Raw genomic sequence first — 18182 nt, 5'->3', positions numbered from 1 at the left:
TGCTGACCCCCGACGGCCCGAAGGTCATCGAGTACAACTGCCGCTTCGGCGACCCGGAGACCCAGGTGGTGCTGCCCCTGCTGAAAACAGACCTGCTGACGGTCATGCAGGCGGTGGAAAGCGAGACCCTGGGATCGCTCACCGTGGAGTGGCGGCACGCCTCCGCCGCCTGTGTGATCTTGGCCTCCGGCGGGTATCCAGGGCACTACGAAAAGGGTAAGCCCATCTCTCTGCCTGCGTCGGCACCGGGAAACGTGACCATCTACCACGCCGGGGACAGACTGGACGAGAATGGGCAGCTGGTCACCAGCGGCGGCCGGGTACTGGGCGTCACCGCCACCGGTCCCACTTTGCGGCAGGCTTTGCACGACGCCTACGCCGCCGCCAGGGCGGTGGACTTTGACGGCAAATACCTGCGCCATGACATCGGCCAGCGGGCTCTGGCGGCTCTGGCGGACTGAAACGCATATTTTGATGAGCGCCCAACCGGCGCCGGGAGGTCATACGATGGTAAGACGGATCTATGTGGAAAAGAAGCCGGGGCTCCGGCAGGAGGCCCGGGGCCTGCTGCACGAGCTGCAGACCGTGGTGGGCGTCTCCGCCTTGGAGGACCTGCGCCTGCTGAACCGCTATGACGTGGAGGGCCTGGACGAGGCCGCCTTCCGCCGGGCGGTGGGGACAGTGTTCTCTGAGCCTCAGGTGGACGATACTGCCGCAGCCCTGCCCGCCGGGGACTGCATCGCCTTCGGCGTGGAGCCCCTGCCGGGACAGTTCGACCAGCGGGCGGACTCCGCCGCCCAGTGTATTCAGCTGATGACTCAGGAGGAGCGGCCCACGGTCCGCACCGCCAGGATCTATCTGCTCTTCGGTCCCCTGACGGCGGCGGATGTGGACGCGGTGAAGCGGTATGTCCTCAACCCCGTGGAGTGCCGGGAGGCGTCTTTGGACCTGCCGGAGCGGCTGGCGGCAGAGACCGCCGTCCCGGCAGACGTGGAAACGGTCACGGGCTTCACTGCCCTGGACCGGGCGGGCCTGGATACCCTGCTGGCGCGGCTGGGTCTCGCCATGGACCTGGAGGACCTGTCGTTCCTCCAGGCATACTTCCGGGACACGGAGCGCCGGGACCCCACCCTGACGGAGATCCGGGTGGTGGACACCTACTGGTCCGACCACTGCCGCCACACCACGTTCTCCACCCATCTGGACCACGTGGAGATCAACGATCCGGCGGTCCAGGCCGCCTATAACCGGTATCTGGCCGCCCGGGAGGAGGTCTATGGGACAGAGAAAGCTGCCCAGCGGTCACAGACCCTCATGGATATCGCCACCATCGGCGCCAAGGTGCTGAAGCGACGGGGGCTTCTGCCGGAAATTGACGAGAGTGAGGAGATCAACGCCTGCTCCATCCATGTCGCCGCCCAGGTGAACGGCAAGCCCCAGGACTGGCTGCTGATGTTCAAGAACGAAACCCACAACCACCCCACGGAGATCGAGCCCTTCGGCGGCGCGGCCACCTGCATCGGCGGCTGCATCCGGGATCCCCTGTCCGGCCGGGCCTACGTCCACCAGGCCATGCGGCTCACCGGCTGCGGCGACCCCCGGACGCCGGTGGCGGAGACCCTGTCCGGCAAGCTGCCCCAGCGCAAGCTCGCCCAGACCGCCGCGGCGGGCTACTCCTCCTACGGCAACCAGATCGGCCTGGCCACAGGGCTGGTCAGCGAGGTATATCACCCCGGCTACATCGCCAAGCATTTGGAGTGCGGCGTGGTGGTGGCCGCCGCCCCGGCGGAGAATGTGGTCCGCGAACGGCCCCAGCCCGGGGACGTGGTGATCCTGCTGGGGGGGCGCACCGGCCGGGACGGCATCGGCGGCGCCACCGGCTCCTCCAAGAGCCACAACAGGCAGTCTCTCACCACCATGGCCAGCGAGGTCCAGAAGGGCAACGCCCCGGAGGAGCGGAAGATCCAGCGGCTGTTCCGGGATGGGAATGTCACCCGGCTCATCAAGCGGTGCAACGACTTCGGCGCAGGCGGCGTATCCGTGGCCGTGGGTGAGCTGGCGGACGGCCTGGATATCGATCTGGACGCAGTGCGGAAGAAGTACGACGGCCTGGACGGCACAGAGCTGGCCATCTCCGAGTCCCAGGAGCGAATGGCAGTGGTGGTGGCCCGGTCAAACGCAGACCGATTCATCGCCGCCGCGGAGGCGGAGAATCTGGAAGCGTACCCCGTGGCGGTGGTGACGGCGTCCCCCCGGATGGTGATGCGCTGGCGGGGCAGGACCATCGTGGACCTGAGCCGGGACTTCCTGAACGCCAACGGCGCCGTGAAGCACGCCCGGGCGGCGGTTCCTGCCCCCATTCCCGCGTCCCCGGTCTCCCAGGATGCCGAAAACTCCTCCCTCCGCTCCATAGCCTCCAGTCTGGCGTCCGCCTCCCGCAGAGGGCTGGCGGAGCGGTTCGATTCCACCATCGGCTGTGGCAGCGTGTTGATGCCCTTCGGCGGCAGAAATCAGAGAACCCCCGCCCAGGTGATGGCCGCCCTTCTGCCGGTGCTGCCGGGGCAGGAGACGGACCAGGCCAGCGTTATGGCCTGGGGCTTCGACCCGGAGGCTATGGCGGCGGACTCCTACCGGGGGGCCTATGACGGCGTGGTCACCTCCCTTGCCAAGCTGGTGGCCGCCGGGGCAGACTATCGAAGGGCCTACCTCACCCTCCAGGAGTTCTTTGAAAAGCTCCGGGAGGACCCCGCACGCTGGGGCAAGCCCTTCGCCGCCCTGCTGGGGGCTCTGGACGCCCAGCTGGACTTCGGCGCGGCGGCCATCGGCGGCAAGGACTCCATGTCCGGCACCTTCAACGATCTGGACGTGCCCCCCACCCTCATCTCCTTTGCCATCGCCCCCATCCGGGCCGGGGAGGTGCTCTCCCCCGAGTTCAAGGAGGCGGGACATCCGGTGTACCTCTTTGCTCCCGCCAACAGCGGCGCCCAGAGCCAGAGGGAAGCCTGGGAGACCTTCCACCAGCTTTGCCGGGCGGGCAGGGTGTGCTCCGCCTGGGCGGTGGAGCACGGCATCTCCGAGGGGATTATGCAGATGTCCTTCGGTAACTCCATCGGCTTTCAGGCCGATGGGCGTGAGATCGCCTGGGACCTGCCGTGCCCTGGCGCCATTGTGGCAGAGCTGACGGAGGACACAGACCTCCTCTGCGCCGTCAGGCTGGGCACCACCACGGCGGAGCCGGTCCTCACCACCGGCGCTGACAGCGTCCCCATCGACGAGCTGCTCTCCCTGAACGAGTCCGTGCTGGAGGATGTATACCCCAGCCGAGTCCCTGCCGATCCTGCGCCGGTGCCGGTACTGGAGGCCCCGGCCTTCTCCCGCGCCGCTCCCCGGACAGGCACGGCAAAGCCAAAGGTGCTGATTCCTGTGTTTCCCGGCACCAACTGCGAGTACGACAGCGCCCGGGCGGCGCTCCGGGCTGGCCTGGAGCCGCAGATCCTGGTGCTGAATAATCAGACGCCGGACCATGTGGCGGCATCCGCCGCCCGGTTTGCCCAGGCAGCCCGGAGCAGTCAGATCCTCTTCCTGCCCGGCGGCTTCTCCGGCGGCGACGAGCCCGACGGCTCCGGCAAGTTCATCACCGCCTTTCTCCGGTCCCCCCAGGCCGCAGACGCGGTGATGAACCTGCTGCAAAACCGGGATGGCCTCGTCCTGGGCATCTGCAACGGCTTCCAGGCCCTCATCAAGCTGGGGCTGGTGCCCTTCGGAGAAATCCGGGACACAGATGCCGCCTGCCCCACGCTGACTTACAATGTCATCGGCCGCCACCAGTCCCGGATCGTCCGGACCCGGGTGGCCTCCAACCGGTCCCCCTGGCTGACCAAGGTCCAGGTGGGGGACATCGTCAGCGTCCCCATCTCCCACGGGGAAGGGCGGTTCCTCTGCCCGCCGGATCTCTTGGCACAGCTGGCGGAAAACGGCCAGATCGCCACCCAATACGTGGACCTGGACGGCCATCCCACCATGGATATCGACGGCAACCCCAACGGCTCCGTCTGGTCGGTAGAGGGCATCACCTCACCCGACGGCCGGGTCTTCGGCAAGATGGGGCACGCCGAGCGGGTGGGGCCCTGCCTGTACCGAAATATCCCGGGGAATTACGATCTTGGCCTGTTCGATGCCGCAAAGGACTATTTTTCTCTCTAACGGTTGACAGACCGGCCGGAACCGGGTATCATATCTGAAACATCCGCCGGGAGGTGCTTGAATATGGATTCAACCGTTGTGATCGAACCGGCCTATAATGCCCTCTCAGACGTTCGGGCCCTGTTTGAGGCGTACACCGCCATGCTGGTGACGCACGACCCAGCTTTTCAAATCTATCTGGACATCCAGCACTATGCGGACGAGCTGCGCGCCCCCGCCGCCAAGTACGCCCCGCCGGACGGACGGCTGTACCTGGCCCGGGTGGACGGGCGGGCGGCGGGCTGTATCGCCCTGCGGCGGCTGGACGGCGAGCGGTGCGAAATGAAGCGCCTGTACGTCCAGCCGCAGTACCGGGGCCGGGGGCTTGCCCGGCAGCTGATCCGCCGGATCACAGAGGACGCGCGGCAGATCGGCTACCGCTGTATGCTGCTGGACACCCTGCCGGTTCTGGAGGACGCCGTCCGCCTCTACCGGCAGCTGGGATTTTACGAGATCCCCTGCTACAACGACAGTCCTGTGGAGTCCACACTGTTTTTCCAGCTGGACCTGTAAATCCAGCTTCCACTTGAAATCTGATGAAATGAGGTGGCCCTATGGCTTATTTTTTCTCCGAGCCCTCCCGTACCTTCAGTGAGTACCTGCTGGTGCCCGGCTACTCCTCCGCGGAGTGCATTCCCGCAAACGTCTCCCTCAAGACCCCGGTGGTGAAGTACCGGCGGGGGGAGGAGCCCGCTCTCACCATGAACGTGCCCATGGTCTCCGCCGTCATGCAGGCGGTATCCGGAGAGCAGATGGGCATCGCCCTGGCGAAGGAGGGCGGCATCGCCTTCATCTATGTCTCCCAGCCCATCGAGCAGCAGGCGGAGATGGTACGGAGGGTGAAGAACTACAAGGCGGGCTTTGTCATCAGCGACTCCAATCTTCGCCTGGGGGACACGCTGGCGGACGTGCTGGCCTTGAAGGAACGGACCGGCCACTCCACCATGGCGGTCACGGATGACGGCACCGGCACCGGAAAGCTGCTGGGCCTCGTCACCAGCCGGGACTACCGGGTGAGCCGCATGGACCCGGCCACCCCGGTCAGCGAATTCATGACCCCGGCGGAGAAAATCGTCTCCGCCCCGGAGGGCACCAGCCTGAAGGCCGCCAATGATATCATCTGGGACCACAAGCTCAACGCCCTGCCCATCGTCTCCGCCGGCGGGCATCTGGTGAGCTTCGTGTTCCGCAAGGACTACGACTCCCACAAGGGCAACCCCCTGGAGCTGCTGGACAGTCAGAAGCGGTATGTGGTGGGCGCCGGCATCAACTCCCGGGACTATGAGGAACGGGTGCCCGCCCTGGTGGAGGCCGGCGCGGACGTGCTGGTGATCGACTCCTCCGAGGGCTACTCCGAGTGGCAGAAGCGGACCCTGGCCTGGATCCGCTCCCGCTATGGCGACACCGTGAAGGTGGGCGCCGGCAACGTGGTGGATGGCGAGGGCTTCCGCTTCCTGGCGGATTGCGGCGCCGACTTCGTGAAGGTGGGCATCGGCGGCGGCTCCATCTGCATCACCCGTGAGACCAAAGGCATCGGCCGGGGCCAGGCCACGGCGGTCATCGATGTGGCGGCAGAGCGGGACCGGTATTTTGCCGAGACCGGCGTCTACGTGCCCATCTGTGCCGACGGCGGCATTGTCCAGGACTACCACATCACCCTGGCCCTGGCCATGGGCGCGGACTTCTGTATGCTGGGGCGGTATTTCTCCCGGTTCGACGAGTCCCCCACCAGCAAGGTGCTGATCGGCGGCAGCTATATGAAGGAGTACTGGGGCGAGGGCAGCGCCCGGGCCCGGAACTGGCAGCGGTACGACCTGGGCGGAGCGGCCAAGCTCTCCTTCGAGGAGGGCGTGGACTCCTACGTGCCCTATGCCGGCAAGCTGTCGGACGGCATGGCCACCACCCTTTCCAAGGTGCGGTCCACCATGTGCAACTGCGGCGCGCTGACCATCCCGGAACTGCGGGAGAAGGCCAAGTTGACCCTGGTGTCCTCCGTCTCCATTGTGGAGGGCGGAGCCCATGACGTGCTGCTGAAGGACACCACCAATTCGGGGAATCAGCGGAGCTGAGAGATTTTTCCTGCCAGAAAATACGAGGCGGCTGGACGGAAGGCCAGCCGCTTTTTTATGGGTCCCACATAGGGGGATTCAGCCGCGATGACGGCTTGTCCCAATGCACATTCCAAAAGAACGCCTTTTGTCGCGCTCCGGCACGTGCATGCAAAGTTGCTGTATGGGGGCGGCATGAGAGGGTGCCTGCGGGTTTACGATGGCATCCCGGCGGGCGCGGCGGAGTGCCGCAGAGACTTGGCAGTTGATTCCCGCGGCGAAGTGCCGACCAAAATCAGGGTGTAAGGACGCCCTCGGTCTGCCTCTGTTTTTCTGTCTCGCGCTGCGGCGCTCTCAGTATTTGCGACACCAGTGTTCCGCTGGTTTCCCTCCTTCTGCGCGCTCCGATTGTCCGCATCGGGCACGCCGCAACCGTAAGGCGGCACAGCCGTCAACGGATGCGCAGTCGCTGCGCGCTCCCCTGGCGGTCGTAGGGGCCGCCCTTTTTGGGAGGGAAATAACGGGACGTTTCCGCATCAGCCCTTCCTGCGCCCTTACGGGGATAAGGTCTTTAATAGTTCTTCTCCTGTGACCCCCAGCTGCGCTTCATCACTTGCAAACGGGATCCGCAGCAGTGCTTCTCCGTCTACTTTATAAATATATATGTAAATGCCGGAACCGATGTCCTGGGTATCGCCCAAAAATGAAAGGACCTCTTCTCGCGTCATGGTCGGTGTCAATTCCCTGACCTGTTCTGATGTCACCTGTGTTGGCCTTTGTATCGGTTCTCCGCTATCTGGCAGCAGGTTCAGAATTTCTTCCGTCAGCAGGCTGCTTTCTCCCGCATCCATCGTTTTCACGGCCTCTTTGATTTCCGTGCGGGAGTAGTCGCTCAGATCTTCAACGGGGATCCCGAGGGAACGCAGATAATCCACTGCCGCATGATACTGAATGGTATCCATGGCGAATACGGTCAGCGGCGCCGCAAGCAGCAGGCATAAACAGGCCGCGATCACTTTCCACTTAAACCGCCTCCGCTTCTCGGCTTTGGGATTTGCTCCGGCCTCTTTCACATAGTTCTCATTGATGTCACCGAGGACTTCGCAAAATTCCTCTCTTTTCACAGGTCAAAGCCCCTTTCCTGAAGATAGTTGTGTAATTTCAGCCGGAGGCGATTCAGCGTTACGGATACATGGTTCTCCGTCATTCCAAACCGGGACGCGATCTTGGAAACCGGATCGAAATACCAGTACCGGCAGACAAAAATGCGCCTCTTATCCGCTGGAAGCCTCTCCAAAAAAGTGTCGATCGCCCTTACAAGTTCCCTGCGGTCCACTGCCCGTTCCACGTTGTCCGTGTCGGATACGAGCTCCGCAATTTCATCCAGCACAGCCGGGGCCTCTCCGCCGCCTCGTTTCTCCGCGGTATGATGCTTGTATCGGTTCAGGGACAAGTTTCTCGTGAGCTTCCCCAGGAATGCGGACAGAACCCTGGGCCTGTGGGGCGGCATAGAGGTCCATGCACACAGATAGGTATCATTGACGCATTCTTCGGCGTCTTCCCGATTGCCCAGGATGTTCCAGGCGATCGAGTTGCAGTAGTTTCCATATTTGCCGGATGTGGCGGGGATGGCCCGCTCATCTCGATCCCAGTATAACTGGACGATTGTTGTGTCATCCATCGGCTTTCACCTCGCTTCTTATTTACCCCTTCACTGATATACACAAGGTTTGCGATCAAATCTTACAGCTTGTTTCGGTCCCTTTTATCATATCATACGACCGCCGCGGCTGATGGGAAAAGGGACGCTTTGTCTCCCGGCCTTGCCATCCCGCGCCCGCTGTGGTATGCTGATAGCGCAAAGATAAAAACACGTCCCGGTTGGTAGTCCGGGAGCGGCCCATGTGCCGTCAGTAACCTGCCTCCTTGGTTGTCCGTTCTTTGTGCGAGACCTTTAAAGGAGGACACACGCATGGGCACAAGCAGGCTCACCATCCTGTTCGACGATCCCTTCTGGATCGGCCTGTACGAGCGGGAGGACGACACGGAGTACTCCGTCTGCCGGATCGTCTTCGGCGCGGAGCCCCGGGACCAGGAGGTCTACGCCTATCTTCTGGAACACTGGCGGACGCTGCGATTCAGCCCGCCCCGGCCAGGGACAGAGCATCTGCCCCCTCCCAAAAGCCCCAAGCGGCGCCAGCGGGAGGCCCGGCGGATGACCCAGGCCGCAGGGATCGGCACCAAGGCCCAGCAGGCCCTGAAGCTCCAACAGGAGCAGGGGAAGCAGGCCCGTCTCGCCCGCACCCGCCAACAGCGGGAGGCGGAGGAAGCGCGGAAGTTCCAGCTGCGGCAGGCGCGTCGAAAGGAAAAGCACAGAGGTCACTGACCTCTGTGCTTTTTTCGGGAACCGTTTTCATACGGGGGTTGCGAAGGCGGCAAACTCTGTTATAATAGCGGTGTTGAAAAATCGCCGCTCCGCTGGATACCGGGGCGAACTGGAAGGAGAACTGCGGGTATGAAGATCATCGACGCCCACCTGCACCTGTTTTCGGAAGATTCTGCCGAGGAGATGGCCCGGCAGGTGGGCCATCACAACAACGTGGACCATCTGCGGGAGGTCTATGGAGAACTGCACATTGCCCACGGCGTGGTGATGGGAAATCACAGTCTGGAGCTCCGGCGGCACGACTACCCCACAGACCTGTTCCACTACTGCGTGGGCCTGGACAGCAGCCTGCTGGAGGACGGGAGCCGGGTGATCCCGGACCTGCCGGACCGGGTGGAGGCGCACCTGCGGCGGGACAGCTGCTGCGGCGTGAAGCTGTACCCCGGGTACAACAAGATCGCTCTGTCGGACCCCATGTACCAGCCCATCTACCGCCTGGCAGCCCGTTACGGTAAGCCGGTGGCCGTTCACATGGGGCTGACCGCCTTCTCCCGGGCCCATCTGAAATACTGCCACCCCCTGGCCCTGGATGAGGTGGCGGCAGACCATCCGGATACCCAGTTCGTTATGTGCCACTTCGGCAATCCCTTTCTGGAGGCCGCGGCGGCAGTGGTGGAGAAAAATCCCAATGTGGCCGCCGACCTGTCCGGCCTTCTGGAGGGGCGGGTGGACCTGGACGCCTATTTCCGGGAGCAGGCGGGCTACGTGTTCCTGCTGCGCACCTGGCTGACGGCCATCCAGTGCTGGGACAAGGTGATGTTCGGGACCGACTGGCCCATTGTCAACCTGGGAGAATATATCGGCTTTATCCGCCGGCTGGTGCCGGAGACACACTGGGAGCCGGTGTTCTTTGACAACGCCAACCGCATCTACGGCCTGGGGCTGTGAGACGGCAGCAAAAGAGGAGGCGCCCTTCGGCGCCTCCTCTTTTCTGATTTACGGATCGGATGCTCACTGATTCAGGATCTCCATGAACTCGTCACCGGTGATGGTCTCCTTTTCGTACAGATACCGGGCCAGCTCGTCCAGCTTCTCCCGGTTCTCCGAGAGGATTCGGTTGGCCTTTTCGTGCTGGCGCTTCACCAGCTCCACCACTTGCCGGTCGATCTCCGCCGCAGTCTCGGCGGAGCAGGCCAGGGAGGCGTCGCCCCCCAAGTACTGATTTTGCACTGTTTCGAGGGCCACCATGTCAAAGTCAGGGCTCATGCCGTACCGTGTAATCATGGCCCGGGCCAGCTTGGTGGCCTGCTCGATGTCATTGGAGGCGCCGGTGGAGGCGGAGTGGAAGACCAGCTCTTCCGCCGCCCGGCCGCCGGTAAGCGTGGCGATCTTGTTCTCCAGCTCCTCCTGGCTCATCAGGTAGTGGTTGCCCTCCTCCACCTGCATGGTGTAGCCCAGGGCGCCGGAGGTCCGGGGCACGATGGTGATCTTCTGTACAGGGGCGGAATTGGTCTGCTTGGCCGCGACCAAAGCGTGGCCGATCTCGTGGTAGGCCACCACCTTCTTCTCCTGGTCTGTCAGGATGGCGTTCTTCTTCTGGTAGCCTGCGATGACCACCTCGATGCTCTCTTCCAGATCTGCCTGGGCAGCAAAGCGGCGGCCGTCCCGGACAGCCCGCAGCGCCGCCTCGTTGACGATGTTGGCCAGCTCTGCGCCGCTGGCGCCGGATGCCATTCGGGCCACCTTGCCCCAATCCACGTCCTCCGCCACCTTGATCTTCTTGGCGTGGACCTTCAGAATATCCTCCCGGCCCTGTAGGTCCGGCAGCTCCACCGGCACCCGCCGGTCAAACCGGCCGGGCCGGGTCAGGGCGGGGTCCAGGGACTCCGGCCGGTTGGTGGCCGCCAGGATGATGACGCCGGTATTGCCCTCAAAGCCGTCCATCTCGGTCAGCAGCTGGTTCAGGGTCTGCTCCCGCTCGTCGTTTCCGCCATAGGCGCCGGAATTCCGCTTCTGGCCGATGGCGTCGATCTCGTCGATGAACACGATGCAGGGGGCCTTCTCCTTGGCCTGCTTGAACAGGTCCCGCACCTTGCTGGCGCCCATGCCCACGAACATCTCCACGAAGTCGGAGCCGGAGATGGAGAAGAAGGGCACGTTGGATTCGCCTGCCACGGCCTTGGCCAGCATGGTCTTGCCGGTGCCGGGAGGGCCTACCAGTAGGATGCCCTTGGGCATGGTGGCGCCGATCTCCTGATACTTCTTTGGGTCGTGGAGGTACTCCACGATCTCCTTGAGATTGTCCTTGGCCTCGTCCTCTCCGGCCACGTCGGAGAATTTGATGCCCTCAGAGGACTTGACATACACCTTGGCGTTGGACTTGCCGAAGGCCATGGCGTTGGGGCCGCCCATGTTCTTCATCATGCGCCGGGAGAGATACTGCCCCAGGGCAACAAAGATGACGATGGGCAGGATCCAGGTCAGCAGAAAGCTGAGGATGGGATCCGTCTGCTGGATGACTTGGCCGGAGAACTCCGCGCCAGAGTCCTTCAGCATCTGTTTCAGGTCCGGATCCGGGATCATGCCGGTGGAGTAGACGGCGGTCTCATCCTTGTTGGTAAAGACGATCTGGTTCTCCTGCTCCTGGATCTCCACTTGGCCCAGATCCTGGTTTTCCGCCATGTCCATGAAGGTGCCGTAATCCACCTCCTGGATCTGCTGGCGGGCCATCCAGGGCATGGCCAGGAAGTTGAACAGCAGCAGAATCAGCATGGCCACGCAGTAGTAAAAAATCAAGGGCCGTTTCGGGGGTCTGACTTCTTTCATACGGGATGTTCCTTTCCTTGTTGTTCCTCACAGTTCATCTGTTGGTCCATGGCGGCCAGGGCCGCCAGCAGGGCGCTGCGCACGCCCTGGGCCGCGAAGTCGATGGCGTACTCCGCGAAAAGGGCCGCCGCCTCCGCCCGCTCCTCCTGCGGGTCCTCTTCCCCGTGCATCAGGCGGGGCAGCCTGTCCCGCAGCAGCTCCTCCATCCGTTTGGAGTAGTCCCGCTGGACGCCCGCCAGCTCCGCCACTGCCGGGGAGCGGCAGCCCTCCGCGCTCTGCTCCAGCAGCAGGGCGTTTTCCCGATAGTCATCCAGCACGTCCGCCAGCAGGTGCCGGATCTTCTCGTGGTCCGCCCCCTGGCACAGCTCCAGGCGGCTTCTCAGCAGGCCGTACTGATGCTCCAGCTCGCAGAGCTTCACGGCAAACATTCCATCTCTCAATTCCATGCGCGCACTCCTTTCCGGTCACTGCGCTGTATCCGCTCTCTTGCTGTGGTTATATCACGTCCGCTCCGTGCGCGCCACTGGCAGAGGAGGCTGTCTGTCCTGACAAAAATGCCCGCGTGTCAAGCTCTTTGACACGCGGGCACATCTGTCAGGTTTCCGGAGGGCGGACCATCTCGCCGGACAGCAGGCGGAACAGCTGATCCGCCAGCTCCTGCCGGTCCAGATCCCGCTGGCGGCAGTTCTCCAGCAGCAGTCCGGTCATCCCATAGGCATAGAAATCCAGGGCAATCTTCCAGTCCCCGGCCCGGAGGGCGGGCGTTCCCCGCCGCTCCCGCAGGCTGTCCGCCAGGTATGTACGGGTGGCGTCCACCATGATCCGCTCTATGGCCTCCCGCCGCTGGGAGTTCAGCAGCCGCTGAACCAGGGGCTGGGATTCTACGGCAAAATCCACGAAGACGCCCAGGGCCTCCTGGGGGGTGGCGGCGTTCAGGCTCTCGCGCACCAGCCGCTGGACTCCCTGCTGAGCCGCCCACTCCACCACATCCACAATGTCCTTGAAGTGGTAGTAAAACGTCTGACGGGAGATCCCACAGACCTCCACCAGGTCCTTCACGGTGATCTTGTCTGCATCCTTCCGGCGAATGAGCTCCAGCAGTGCATCCGCCACAGCGGCCTTCACATCCAGCGGCACGGTCTTTCCTCCCTTTCAGATCCTGTGTTTTATCATACCGGAAATCCGCCGCCTTTGGCAAGTCCTCTCGCCACAAAATTTCACCAGTAGACAGGAACGGGCTTCCTGTTCCCCCTACGGGGATTTTCCTCTTGATTTTTACGGTAGCATTCCATATACTAGGTTATATTGATATGGTGTGACGGAATGGGCACACCATATCATCCGATCCGGCGGACAGGTCTGCCGGCCCTGCATGAGAGAAAGGTTTGGAGATGTGACCATGACACCCCAAAAAATCGCCCTGCTCACGGATTCCTGTGCGGACCTCTCCCCTCAACTGGCGGCGGAAAACCAGGTCTTTGTCGTGCCCCTGCGGATCCTGTGCAAAGACGGAGAGTACCGGGACGGCGTGGACATCCACGCCGCCGACATCTATGCCCGGCTGCGGTCCGGAGAGCTGCCTCAGACCTCCCTGCCCGCCGCTCAGGACATTTCGGACGCCTTTGACGCCATCGCCGCGGCGGGGTATGACGGGGTCATCGCCCTGATGCTCTCCGGCGGCCTATCCGGCACCTACAACATGGTGCGGCTGCTGGCGGAGGAGCGGAGGGACCTGACCATTCGGGTATATGACTCCGTCAGCGGGTCTCTGGGCACCGGTATGATGATCCTCCAGCTGGCAGAGGAGCTGCGGCAGGGGATGGACTGGCAGACGCTGACAGAGCGCCGGGTGCCCTGGTTGATCCAGAACACCTTCCCCTTTTTCTCCGTGGACACGCTGGAGTATCTGCAGAAAGGCGGCCGCATCGGCAAGGTGACGGCCATGGCGGGCACCATGCTCCAGATCAAGCCCCTCATCACCTTCGCCGCCGACGGGCAGCTCCAGTCCATTGCCAAGGTCCGGGGCCGGAACCTGGTGATCCGCAAGCTCATCGAGCTGGTGACGCAGTCCCACAACGGCGCGGCGCGGTACAATCTGGCGGTGGCCAACGGCGGTGCTCCGGCGGAGATGGAGATTCTGCAGGGCAAGCTCACCACCGCCCTGCCAAACTACGACCACATCTGGAGCGGCGAGCTGGATGGTACGTTGAGCGTCTACATCGGCGACGGCGTGCTGGGAGCCGCGGTACAGAGACTGGAATAGAGCGTGAAGATAAAGGATCGGAAACAAAAGGACCTGGCGGCCCAATGGCCCCGGGTCTTCTCAAAATATATCATATCTCTTTTATAGTTCTATGCTCAAGAAAAGAGGCAGTCCTGCGGCAAAAGCCGCAGGACTGCTTTTTTAAGGCGTGGCACATCCCATTGTCCCGCCGGATTCGGTCGTGCAGAGCTTTCGGAGACAGTGCTCCGGCAGGACTGAGGCCAGGGCCCCCGCCACGGCGGCGGTCTCTTCCCGGTCCAGGTCCAGGCCCAGGGCCGGCAGCCGCCGCTCCAGGTCCCGGAGGCCCGCTTGCAGCTGATGGGCCAGGGCCGCCCCCGTCTCCGTCAGGGTGATCTTGCCGTAGCGTTCCTTGGTCACCAGGTCCTTTTCCGCCAGGACAGCCAGCATCCGGGTGACGGAGGGGCGGGACACCTGGAGGACCCGGGCCACCTGGGTGGAGCTGACCGCCGCCTTTCCCTGGGACAGCTCGCCAATGGCCAACAGATACCGCAGATGCGCTTGGCTCAGTTCCATGAAATGGAACGCCTCCTTCCGCCCGGTGGGGCCGGGCTTCCGCTCGTCAGGAATGACGGGTATTTCCGCAGTGGCATCCGCCGCAGGCCCCGCAGTCGCCGCCGCAGGAGCAGCCGCCCTTTCCGTGACGCCGGTTGTAGATGCCCTTGCCTACGATGGCCGCAAAGACCACCAGGACGATGAGGGCCGCGATGATAGTGGGTGCGTTCATTGGCTGCTTCCTTTCTTATTTCAGGGCGGCGCGGCGTCCGGCGGCATCCACCGAGCGGATGGTCAGCCGCTCGTCCTCGTACTTGTTCTTACGGAACAGCAGGTACACAATGCCCACAACCAGGACCACGGCCACCACAGTGCCGATGCCGAAGGAGACCTCGCCGGTGATGAGGCCGCCGATCTGATAGACAATCAGGGAGACCACATAGGCGAACACGCACATATAGCCGATGGCAAAGGCGGTCCACTTGGCGTTGTTCATCTCCCGCTTGATGGCGCCCATGGCCGCGAAACAGGGGGCGCACAGCAGGTTGAAGATCATAAAGGAGTAGGCGGAAATGGCGGTGTAGTCCTGTGCCACCAGAGCCCAAATCTCGTCGCCGTTCTCACTGAGCTCCCCAGCGAAGTTGTACAGCACGCCGAAGGTGGCCACTACGTTCTCCTTGGCGATCAGGCCCGTGACCACGGCCACAGTGGCCCGCCAGTTGCCGAAGCCCAGGGGCGCGAAAATGAAGGCCACGGCACTGCCGATAGCGGCCAAGACGGAGTTATTCATGTCCTCCACCAGGCCGAAGGCGCCGTTCTCCCAACCGAAGCCCTGGAGGAACCACAGGATGATAGAGGAGGCCAGGATCACCGTGCCGGCCCGCTTGATGAAGGACCAGCCCCGCTCCCAGGTGGCCCGCAGTACGTTGCCCACGGAGGGGATGTGGTAAGCAGGCAGCTCCATGACGAAGGGCGCCGGGTCGCCGGCGAACATCTTGGTCTTTTTCAGGATGATACCGGAGATGACGATGGCCGCCACACCGATGAAGTAAGCGGATGCGGCCACCAGGCCGGAGCCACCGAACAGGGCGCCGGCGATCAGGCCGATGATGGGCATCTTAGCGCCGCAGGGGATGAAGCAGGTGGTCATGACCGTCATGCGGCGGTCCCGCTCGTTCTCAATGGTCCGAGAGGCCATGACGCCGGGGACACCGCAGCCGGTGCCCACCAGCATGGGGATGAAGCTCTTGCCGGAGAGGCCGAACTTCCGGAAGATCCGGTCCATGATGAAGGCGATTCGCGCCATGTAGCCGATGTCCTCCAGAATGGCCAGCATCAGGAACAGCACCAGCATCTGGGGCACGAAGCCCAGCACCGCGCCGACACCGGCCAGGGCGCCGTCGCAGATCAGGCCCACGACCACTTCGTTGACGCCCCAGCCCTCCAGGGCGGCACGGGGGATCTCCACCAGCCAGGCAGTGCCCAGCACATCGTTGGTCCAGTCCGTCAGGAAGGTGCCGAAGGGACCCATGGCGATCCAATACACCGCGAACATCACCACGGCGAAGATGGGCAGGGCCAGGATCCGGTTGGTGACGATCTGGTCGATCTTGTCGGAGGTGGAGAGGCGATGTTTCTCGCCCTTCTTCTTGACGGCCTTCGTCACCAGATCGTTGATGTACGCATACCGCTGGTTGGTGATGATGCTCTCCGCGTCGTCATCCAGCTCCTTCTCGCAGTCCACGATGTGGTCCTCCAGGTGGGCCCGGAGGTCTGTGCTCAGGTTCAGGTCCGCCAGGACCTTCTCATCCCGCTCAAAGACCTTCACCGCGTACCAGCGGAGATATCGGTCGTCCACCATACCCTGGATGGACTCCTCGATGTGGGCGATGGCGTGCTCCACGCTGCCCGTGAACACGTGGGGCAGTTCAGCGGCGCGCTTCTGCTGGGCCATCTTGGCAGCCAGCTCCGCAGCCTCCACGCCGCCCTCGCCCTTCAGGGCGCTGATCTCCACCACCTGGCAGCCCAGGGCGTCACTCAGCTTCCTGGCGTCGATCTGGTCGCCGTTTCTGCGGACCAGGTCCATCATGTTCACCGCCACCACCACGGGCAGGCCCAGTTCGATCAGCTGGGTGGTCAGGTACAGGTTCCGCTCGATATTGGTGCCGTCCACGATGTTCAAAATGGCGTCGGGCTTCTCCTTCACCAGATAGTTCCGGGCCACCACTTCCTCCAGTGTATAGGGGGACAGGGAGTAAATGCCGGGCAGGTCCTGGATGACGATATCCTTGCGTCCCTTCAGCCGGCCCTCCTTCTTTTCCACTGTGACGCCGGGCCAGTTGCCCACGTACTGGTTGGAGCCGGTCAAGTCGTTGAACAGCGTAGTCTTGCCGCAGTTCGGATTGCCGGCCAGTGCGATCTTCATGTCCATCGTTCTCTCCTTCCAAAGTGTTAGTTTAGGCTAACTTTCATCCTGAAAAACAGCGGCAACAGCCGCCATTGATATTTCCACCGTCCCCGCATCATCCGGGAAAGGGGGGCCAGGGGAAACCTCCGGCTTCCCAGGTTCTTTCGCCAGTGGCGAAAGAACAAAATGAAATCATTTTCGGCAGGGCGTGTACCTGCCGAAAATCCCCCGACCCGTGCGTCCCTGGGGCGCACACACCAGTGACCAACGTCACTGGTGTGGGGGAATAGTGGAGGCAGACCGCAGGTCTGCCGGAGCGTAAAGGGGGACGCAGTCCCCTCTTTAAGAGACCTCGATCTTCTCCGCGTCGGCCTTCCGCACACTGAGCTCATAGCCCCGCACATTCAGCTCCATCGGATCGCCCAGAGGCGCAACCTTGCGGACGTGGATCTCCACGCCCTTGGTAATGCCCATATCCATGATCCGGCGCTTGGTAGCGCCCTCTCCGTGGAGTTTGACCACTGTGGCGGTCTCCCCCACCTTGACATCTTTCAGGCTCTTCATATTCTTCCTCCTACTCTGCTCTCAAATCATGATCCGGTTCGCCATGGTCTTGTCCAATGCCACCCGGCTGTCCTTCACCTGCAGGATCAGATTGCCGGCCAGCTGGCTGACCACCGTGACATCACTGTTCACCACGAATCCCAGCTCCGCCAGATGCTGCCGGACCTCATCCCTGCCGGTGATCTTGCGGATCGTAACAGTCTCTCCCGGCCGGGCCATTGTCAGAGGCATCATAAAACCTCCCTCCTCTGCAAGACACTTCTTCCACTTGGATCTGTTCTGTGGTTAGCTTTTGCTAACCTTCTTTCGGTTTTGTAGTTTACCATGGCTAACCATGGCTGTCAAGCCCTTTTTCGGAAAAATTTGAAAGCCGTAAAAAAGGAGTCGGCCCCCGCGCGGCAGGCACACCGCGCGAGGGCCATGTTGAGGGGAAAAAAGGAGATAAGTATCAAAGAAAGATCTTTGATGAGCAAATGTTACCAGGCCGCCAGCTTGCGGCCCAACTCCCGGCAGGCCTCTCGGGCCTCTTCATTGGGAGAATCATTGGCGATCAGGCCCGCTTCGTCATACAGGTTAGCGCCCGCCGCCTCGCAGCGGCTGCACCACTCCCGCATCCATTGGCCGTCGCCCCAGCCGTAGGAGCCGAACAGGGCGATCTTCTTTCCGCCCAGAGAGCCCTCCAATCCGGCGAACATGGGCTCCACTTCGTCCTCCTCCAGCTGCTCGGCGCCCATGGCGGGGCAGCCGAAGGCCACGACACCAAATTCAGAAAACCGGGTGGCAGAGAACTCCCCAGGGGACAGCATGGCGACCTCCGCACCGGACTCCCTGGCGCCGTCTGCGATGCAGTTGGCCATGGTCTCCGTGTTGCCGGTACCGCTCCAGTATACGATGGCTAATTTGTTCATAGCATTGCTTCCTTTCCAGCTTGTG

The 18182-nt window shown here is 62.8% G+C and carries 18 protein-coding genes; 7 read left to right on the top strand and 11 right to left on the bottom strand.

Going from position 1 to position 18182, the window contains the following annotated elements:
• The 4 genes from QVE23_RS03000 to QVE23_RS02985 all read left to right on the top strand — a co-directional run.
• Positions 1–461 (top strand): phosphoribosylglycinamide synthetase C domain-containing protein (locus tag QVE23_RS03000; RefSeq protein ID WP_287967556.1); only part of this gene is annotated, 461 nt, incomplete at its 5' end.
• A 46-nt stretch (positions 462–507) separates the two neighbouring features.
• Positions 508–4203 carry a phosphoribosylformylglycinamidine synthase gene (locus QVE23_RS02995; protein WP_287967555.1) on the top strand — a complete coding sequence of 1232 codons (3696 nt, stop codon included), beginning with the start codon at positions 508–510 and terminating at the stop codon, positions 4201–4203.
• 63 nt (positions 4204–4266) lie between these two features.
• A complete protein-coding gene (locus QVE23_RS02990) occupies positions 4267–4755 on the top strand; it encodes a GNAT family N-acetyltransferase (protein WP_021749356.1) in 489 nt (162 codons plus the stop codon).
• A gap of 41 nt (positions 4756–4796) precedes the next feature.
• Positions 4797–6311, top strand: a complete 1515-nt coding sequence (locus QVE23_RS02985) for an IMP dehydrogenase (RefSeq protein WP_021749357.1) — start codon at positions 4797–4799, stop codon at positions 6309–6311.
• A 533-nt stretch (positions 6312–6844) separates the two neighbouring features.
• On the opposite strand, the gene QVE23_RS02980 is transcribed toward QVE23_RS02985, so the two are convergent.
• Both QVE23_RS02980 and QVE23_RS02975 read right to left on the bottom strand, forming a co-directional pair.
• On the bottom strand, positions 6845–7414 hold the full coding sequence (locus tag QVE23_RS02980) for a hypothetical protein (RefSeq protein ID WP_021749358.1): 570 nt from the start codon (positions 7412–7414) through the stop codon (positions 6845–6847).
• Positions 7411–7971, bottom strand: a complete 561-nt coding sequence (locus QVE23_RS02975) for an RNA polymerase sigma factor (RefSeq protein ID WP_021749359.1) — start codon at positions 7969–7971, stop codon at positions 7411–7413. Before QVE23_RS02975 ends, QVE23_RS02980 begins: the two co-directional genes overlap by 4 nt.
• A 291-nt stretch (positions 7972–8262) precedes the next feature.
• Between QVE23_RS02975 and QVE23_RS02970 the strand changes: the two genes are divergently transcribed.
• On the top strand, positions 8263–8676 hold the full coding sequence (locus QVE23_RS02970; RefSeq protein ID WP_025543487.1) for a YjdF family protein: 414 nt from the start codon (positions 8263–8265) through the stop codon (positions 8674–8676).
• A gap of 129 nt (positions 8677–8805) precedes the next feature.
• Positions 8806–9624, top strand: a complete 819-nt coding sequence (locus tag QVE23_RS02965) for an amidohydrolase family protein (protein ID WP_287966527.1) — start codon at positions 8806–8808, stop codon at positions 9622–9624.
• Positions 9625–9687: 63 nt separating this feature from the next.
• Here the strand turns inward: QVE23_RS02965 and ftsH are convergent, their stop codons facing one another.
• The 3 genes from ftsH to QVE23_RS02950 all read right to left on the bottom strand — a co-directional run bounded on the left by ftsH (position 9688) and on the right by QVE23_RS02950 (position 12639).
• Positions 9688–11502 carry an ATP-dependent zinc metalloprotease FtsH gene (ftsH, locus tag QVE23_RS02960; protein ID WP_287967554.1) on the bottom strand — a complete coding sequence of 605 codons (1815 nt, stop codon included), beginning with the start codon at positions 11500–11502 and terminating at the stop codon, positions 9688–9690.
• The gene (locus QVE23_RS02955; RefSeq protein WP_136891535.1) at positions 11499–11948 is read right to left on the bottom strand and encodes a hypothetical protein; all 450 of its coding nucleotides are present in this window, start codon (positions 11946–11948) and stop codon (positions 11499–11501) included. The genes ftsH and QVE23_RS02955 overlap by 4 nt, the downstream gene beginning before the upstream one ends.
• A gap of 148 nt (positions 11949–12096) precedes the next feature.
• Complete coding sequence (locus QVE23_RS02950; protein WP_021749366.1) at positions 12097–12639, bottom strand: TetR family transcriptional regulator; 543 nt, start codon at positions 12637–12639, stop codon at positions 12097–12099.
• Positions 12640–12901: 262 nt separating this feature from the next.
• On the opposite strand from QVE23_RS02950, the gene QVE23_RS02945 reads away from it, so the two are divergent.
• A complete protein-coding gene (locus tag QVE23_RS02945; RefSeq protein WP_036630382.1) occupies positions 12902–13765 on the top strand; it encodes a DegV family protein in 864 nt (287 codons plus the stop codon).
• Between the two features lie 141 nt (positions 13766–13906).
• On the opposite strand, the gene QVE23_RS02940 is transcribed toward QVE23_RS02945, so the two are convergent.
• The 6 genes from QVE23_RS02940 to QVE23_RS02915 all read right to left on the bottom strand — a co-directional run bounded on the left by QVE23_RS02940 (position 13907) and on the right by QVE23_RS02915 (position 18157).
• Entirely contained in the window at positions 13907–14299 is a 393-nt protein-coding gene (locus QVE23_RS02940) for a metal-dependent transcriptional regulator (protein WP_021749369.1), read from the bottom strand.
• A gap of 46 nt (positions 14300–14345) precedes the next feature.
• A complete protein-coding gene (locus QVE23_RS02935) occupies positions 14346–14510 on the bottom strand; it encodes a FeoB-associated Cys-rich membrane protein (RefSeq protein ID WP_021749370.1) in 165 nt (54 codons plus the stop codon).
• 15 nt (positions 14511–14525) lie between these two features.
• The gene (gene feoB, locus QVE23_RS02930; RefSeq protein WP_021749371.1) at positions 14526–16709 is read right to left on the bottom strand and encodes a ferrous iron transport protein B; all 2184 of its coding nucleotides are present in this window, start codon (positions 16707–16709) and stop codon (positions 14526–14528) included.
• A gap of 318 nt (positions 16710–17027) precedes the next feature.
• Positions 17028–17249 carry a FeoA family protein gene (locus QVE23_RS02925; RefSeq protein WP_021749373.1) on the bottom strand — a complete coding sequence of 74 codons (222 nt, stop codon included), beginning with the start codon at positions 17247–17249 and terminating at the stop codon, positions 17028–17030.
• Between the two features lie 21 nt (positions 17250–17270).
• Positions 17271–17483, bottom strand: coding sequence for a FeoA family protein (locus QVE23_RS02920; protein WP_025543494.1), 213 nt, complete (start codon positions 17481–17483; stop codon positions 17271–17273).
• 242 nt (positions 17484–17725) lie between these two features.
• Complete coding sequence (locus tag QVE23_RS02915; protein WP_021749376.1) at positions 17726–18157, bottom strand: flavodoxin; 432 nt, start codon at positions 18155–18157, stop codon at positions 17726–17728.
• Positions 18158–18182 lie beyond the last annotated feature (25 nt).

Source organism: Oscillibacter sp. KLE 1728 (assembly GCF_934833455.1).
Lineage (GTDB): Bacteria > Bacillota > Clostridia > Oscillospirales > Oscillospiraceae > Oscillibacter > Oscillibacter welbionis.
Note: the sequence above shows the minus strand (reverse complement) of the source record. Positions and strands in the feature narration are given on the sequence as shown.

Bases quoted from the DNA above. Each gene is read 5' to 3' on its own strand.
- QVE23_RS02915 (WP_021749376.1), bottom strand. From the start codon at position 18,157: ATGAACAAATTAGCCATCGTATACTGGAGCGGTACCGGCAACACGGAG.
- QVE23_RS02975 (WP_021749359.1), bottom strand. From the start codon at position 7,971: ATGGATGACACAACAATCGTCCAGTTATACTGGGATCGAGATGAGCGG.
- QVE23_RS02990 (WP_021749356.1), top strand. From the start codon at position 4,267: ATGGATTCAACCGTTGTGATCGAACCGGCCTATAATGCCCTCTCAGAC.
- QVE23_RS02995 (WP_287967555.1), top strand. From the start codon at position 508: ATGGTAAGACGGATCTATGTGGAAAAGAAGCCGGGGCTCCGGCAGGAG.
- QVE23_RS02940 (WP_021749369.1), bottom strand. From the start codon at position 14,299: ATGGAACTGAGCCAAGCGCATCTGCGGTATCTGTTGGCCATTGGCGAG.
- QVE23_RS02945 (WP_036630382.1), top strand. From the start codon at position 12,902: ATGACACCCCAAAAAATCGCCCTGCTCACGGATTCCTGTGCGGACCTC.
- ftsH (WP_287967554.1), bottom strand. From the start codon at position 11,502: ATGAAAGAAGTCAGACCCCCGAAACGGCCCTTGATTTTTTACTACTGC.
- QVE23_RS02925 (WP_021749373.1), bottom strand. From the start codon at position 17,249: ATGAAGAGCCTGAAAGATGTCAAGGTGGGGGAGACCGCCACAGTGGTC.
- QVE23_RS02985 (WP_021749357.1), top strand. From the start codon at position 4,797: ATGGCTTATTTTTTCTCCGAGCCCTCCCGTACCTTCAGTGAGTACCTG.
- QVE23_RS02920 (WP_025543494.1), bottom strand. From the start codon at position 17,483: ATGATGCCTCTGACAATGGCCCGGCCGGGAGAGACTGTTACGATCCGC.
- feoB (WP_021749371.1), bottom strand. From the start codon at position 16,709: ATGGACATGAAGATCGCACTGGCCGGCAATCCGAACTGCGGCAAGACT.
- QVE23_RS02970 (WP_025543487.1), top strand. From the start codon at position 8,263: ATGGGCACAAGCAGGCTCACCATCCTGTTCGACGATCCCTTCTGGATC.
- QVE23_RS02955 (WP_136891535.1), bottom strand. From the start codon at position 11,948: ATGGAATTGAGAGATGGAATGTTTGCCGTGAAGCTCTGCGAGCTGGAG.
- QVE23_RS02965 (WP_287966527.1), top strand. From the start codon at position 8,806: ATGAAGATCATCGACGCCCACCTGCACCTGTTTTCGGAAGATTCTGCC.
- QVE23_RS02935 (WP_021749370.1), bottom strand. From the start codon at position 14,510: ATGAACGCACCCACTATCATCGCGGCCCTCATCGTCCTGGTGGTCTTT.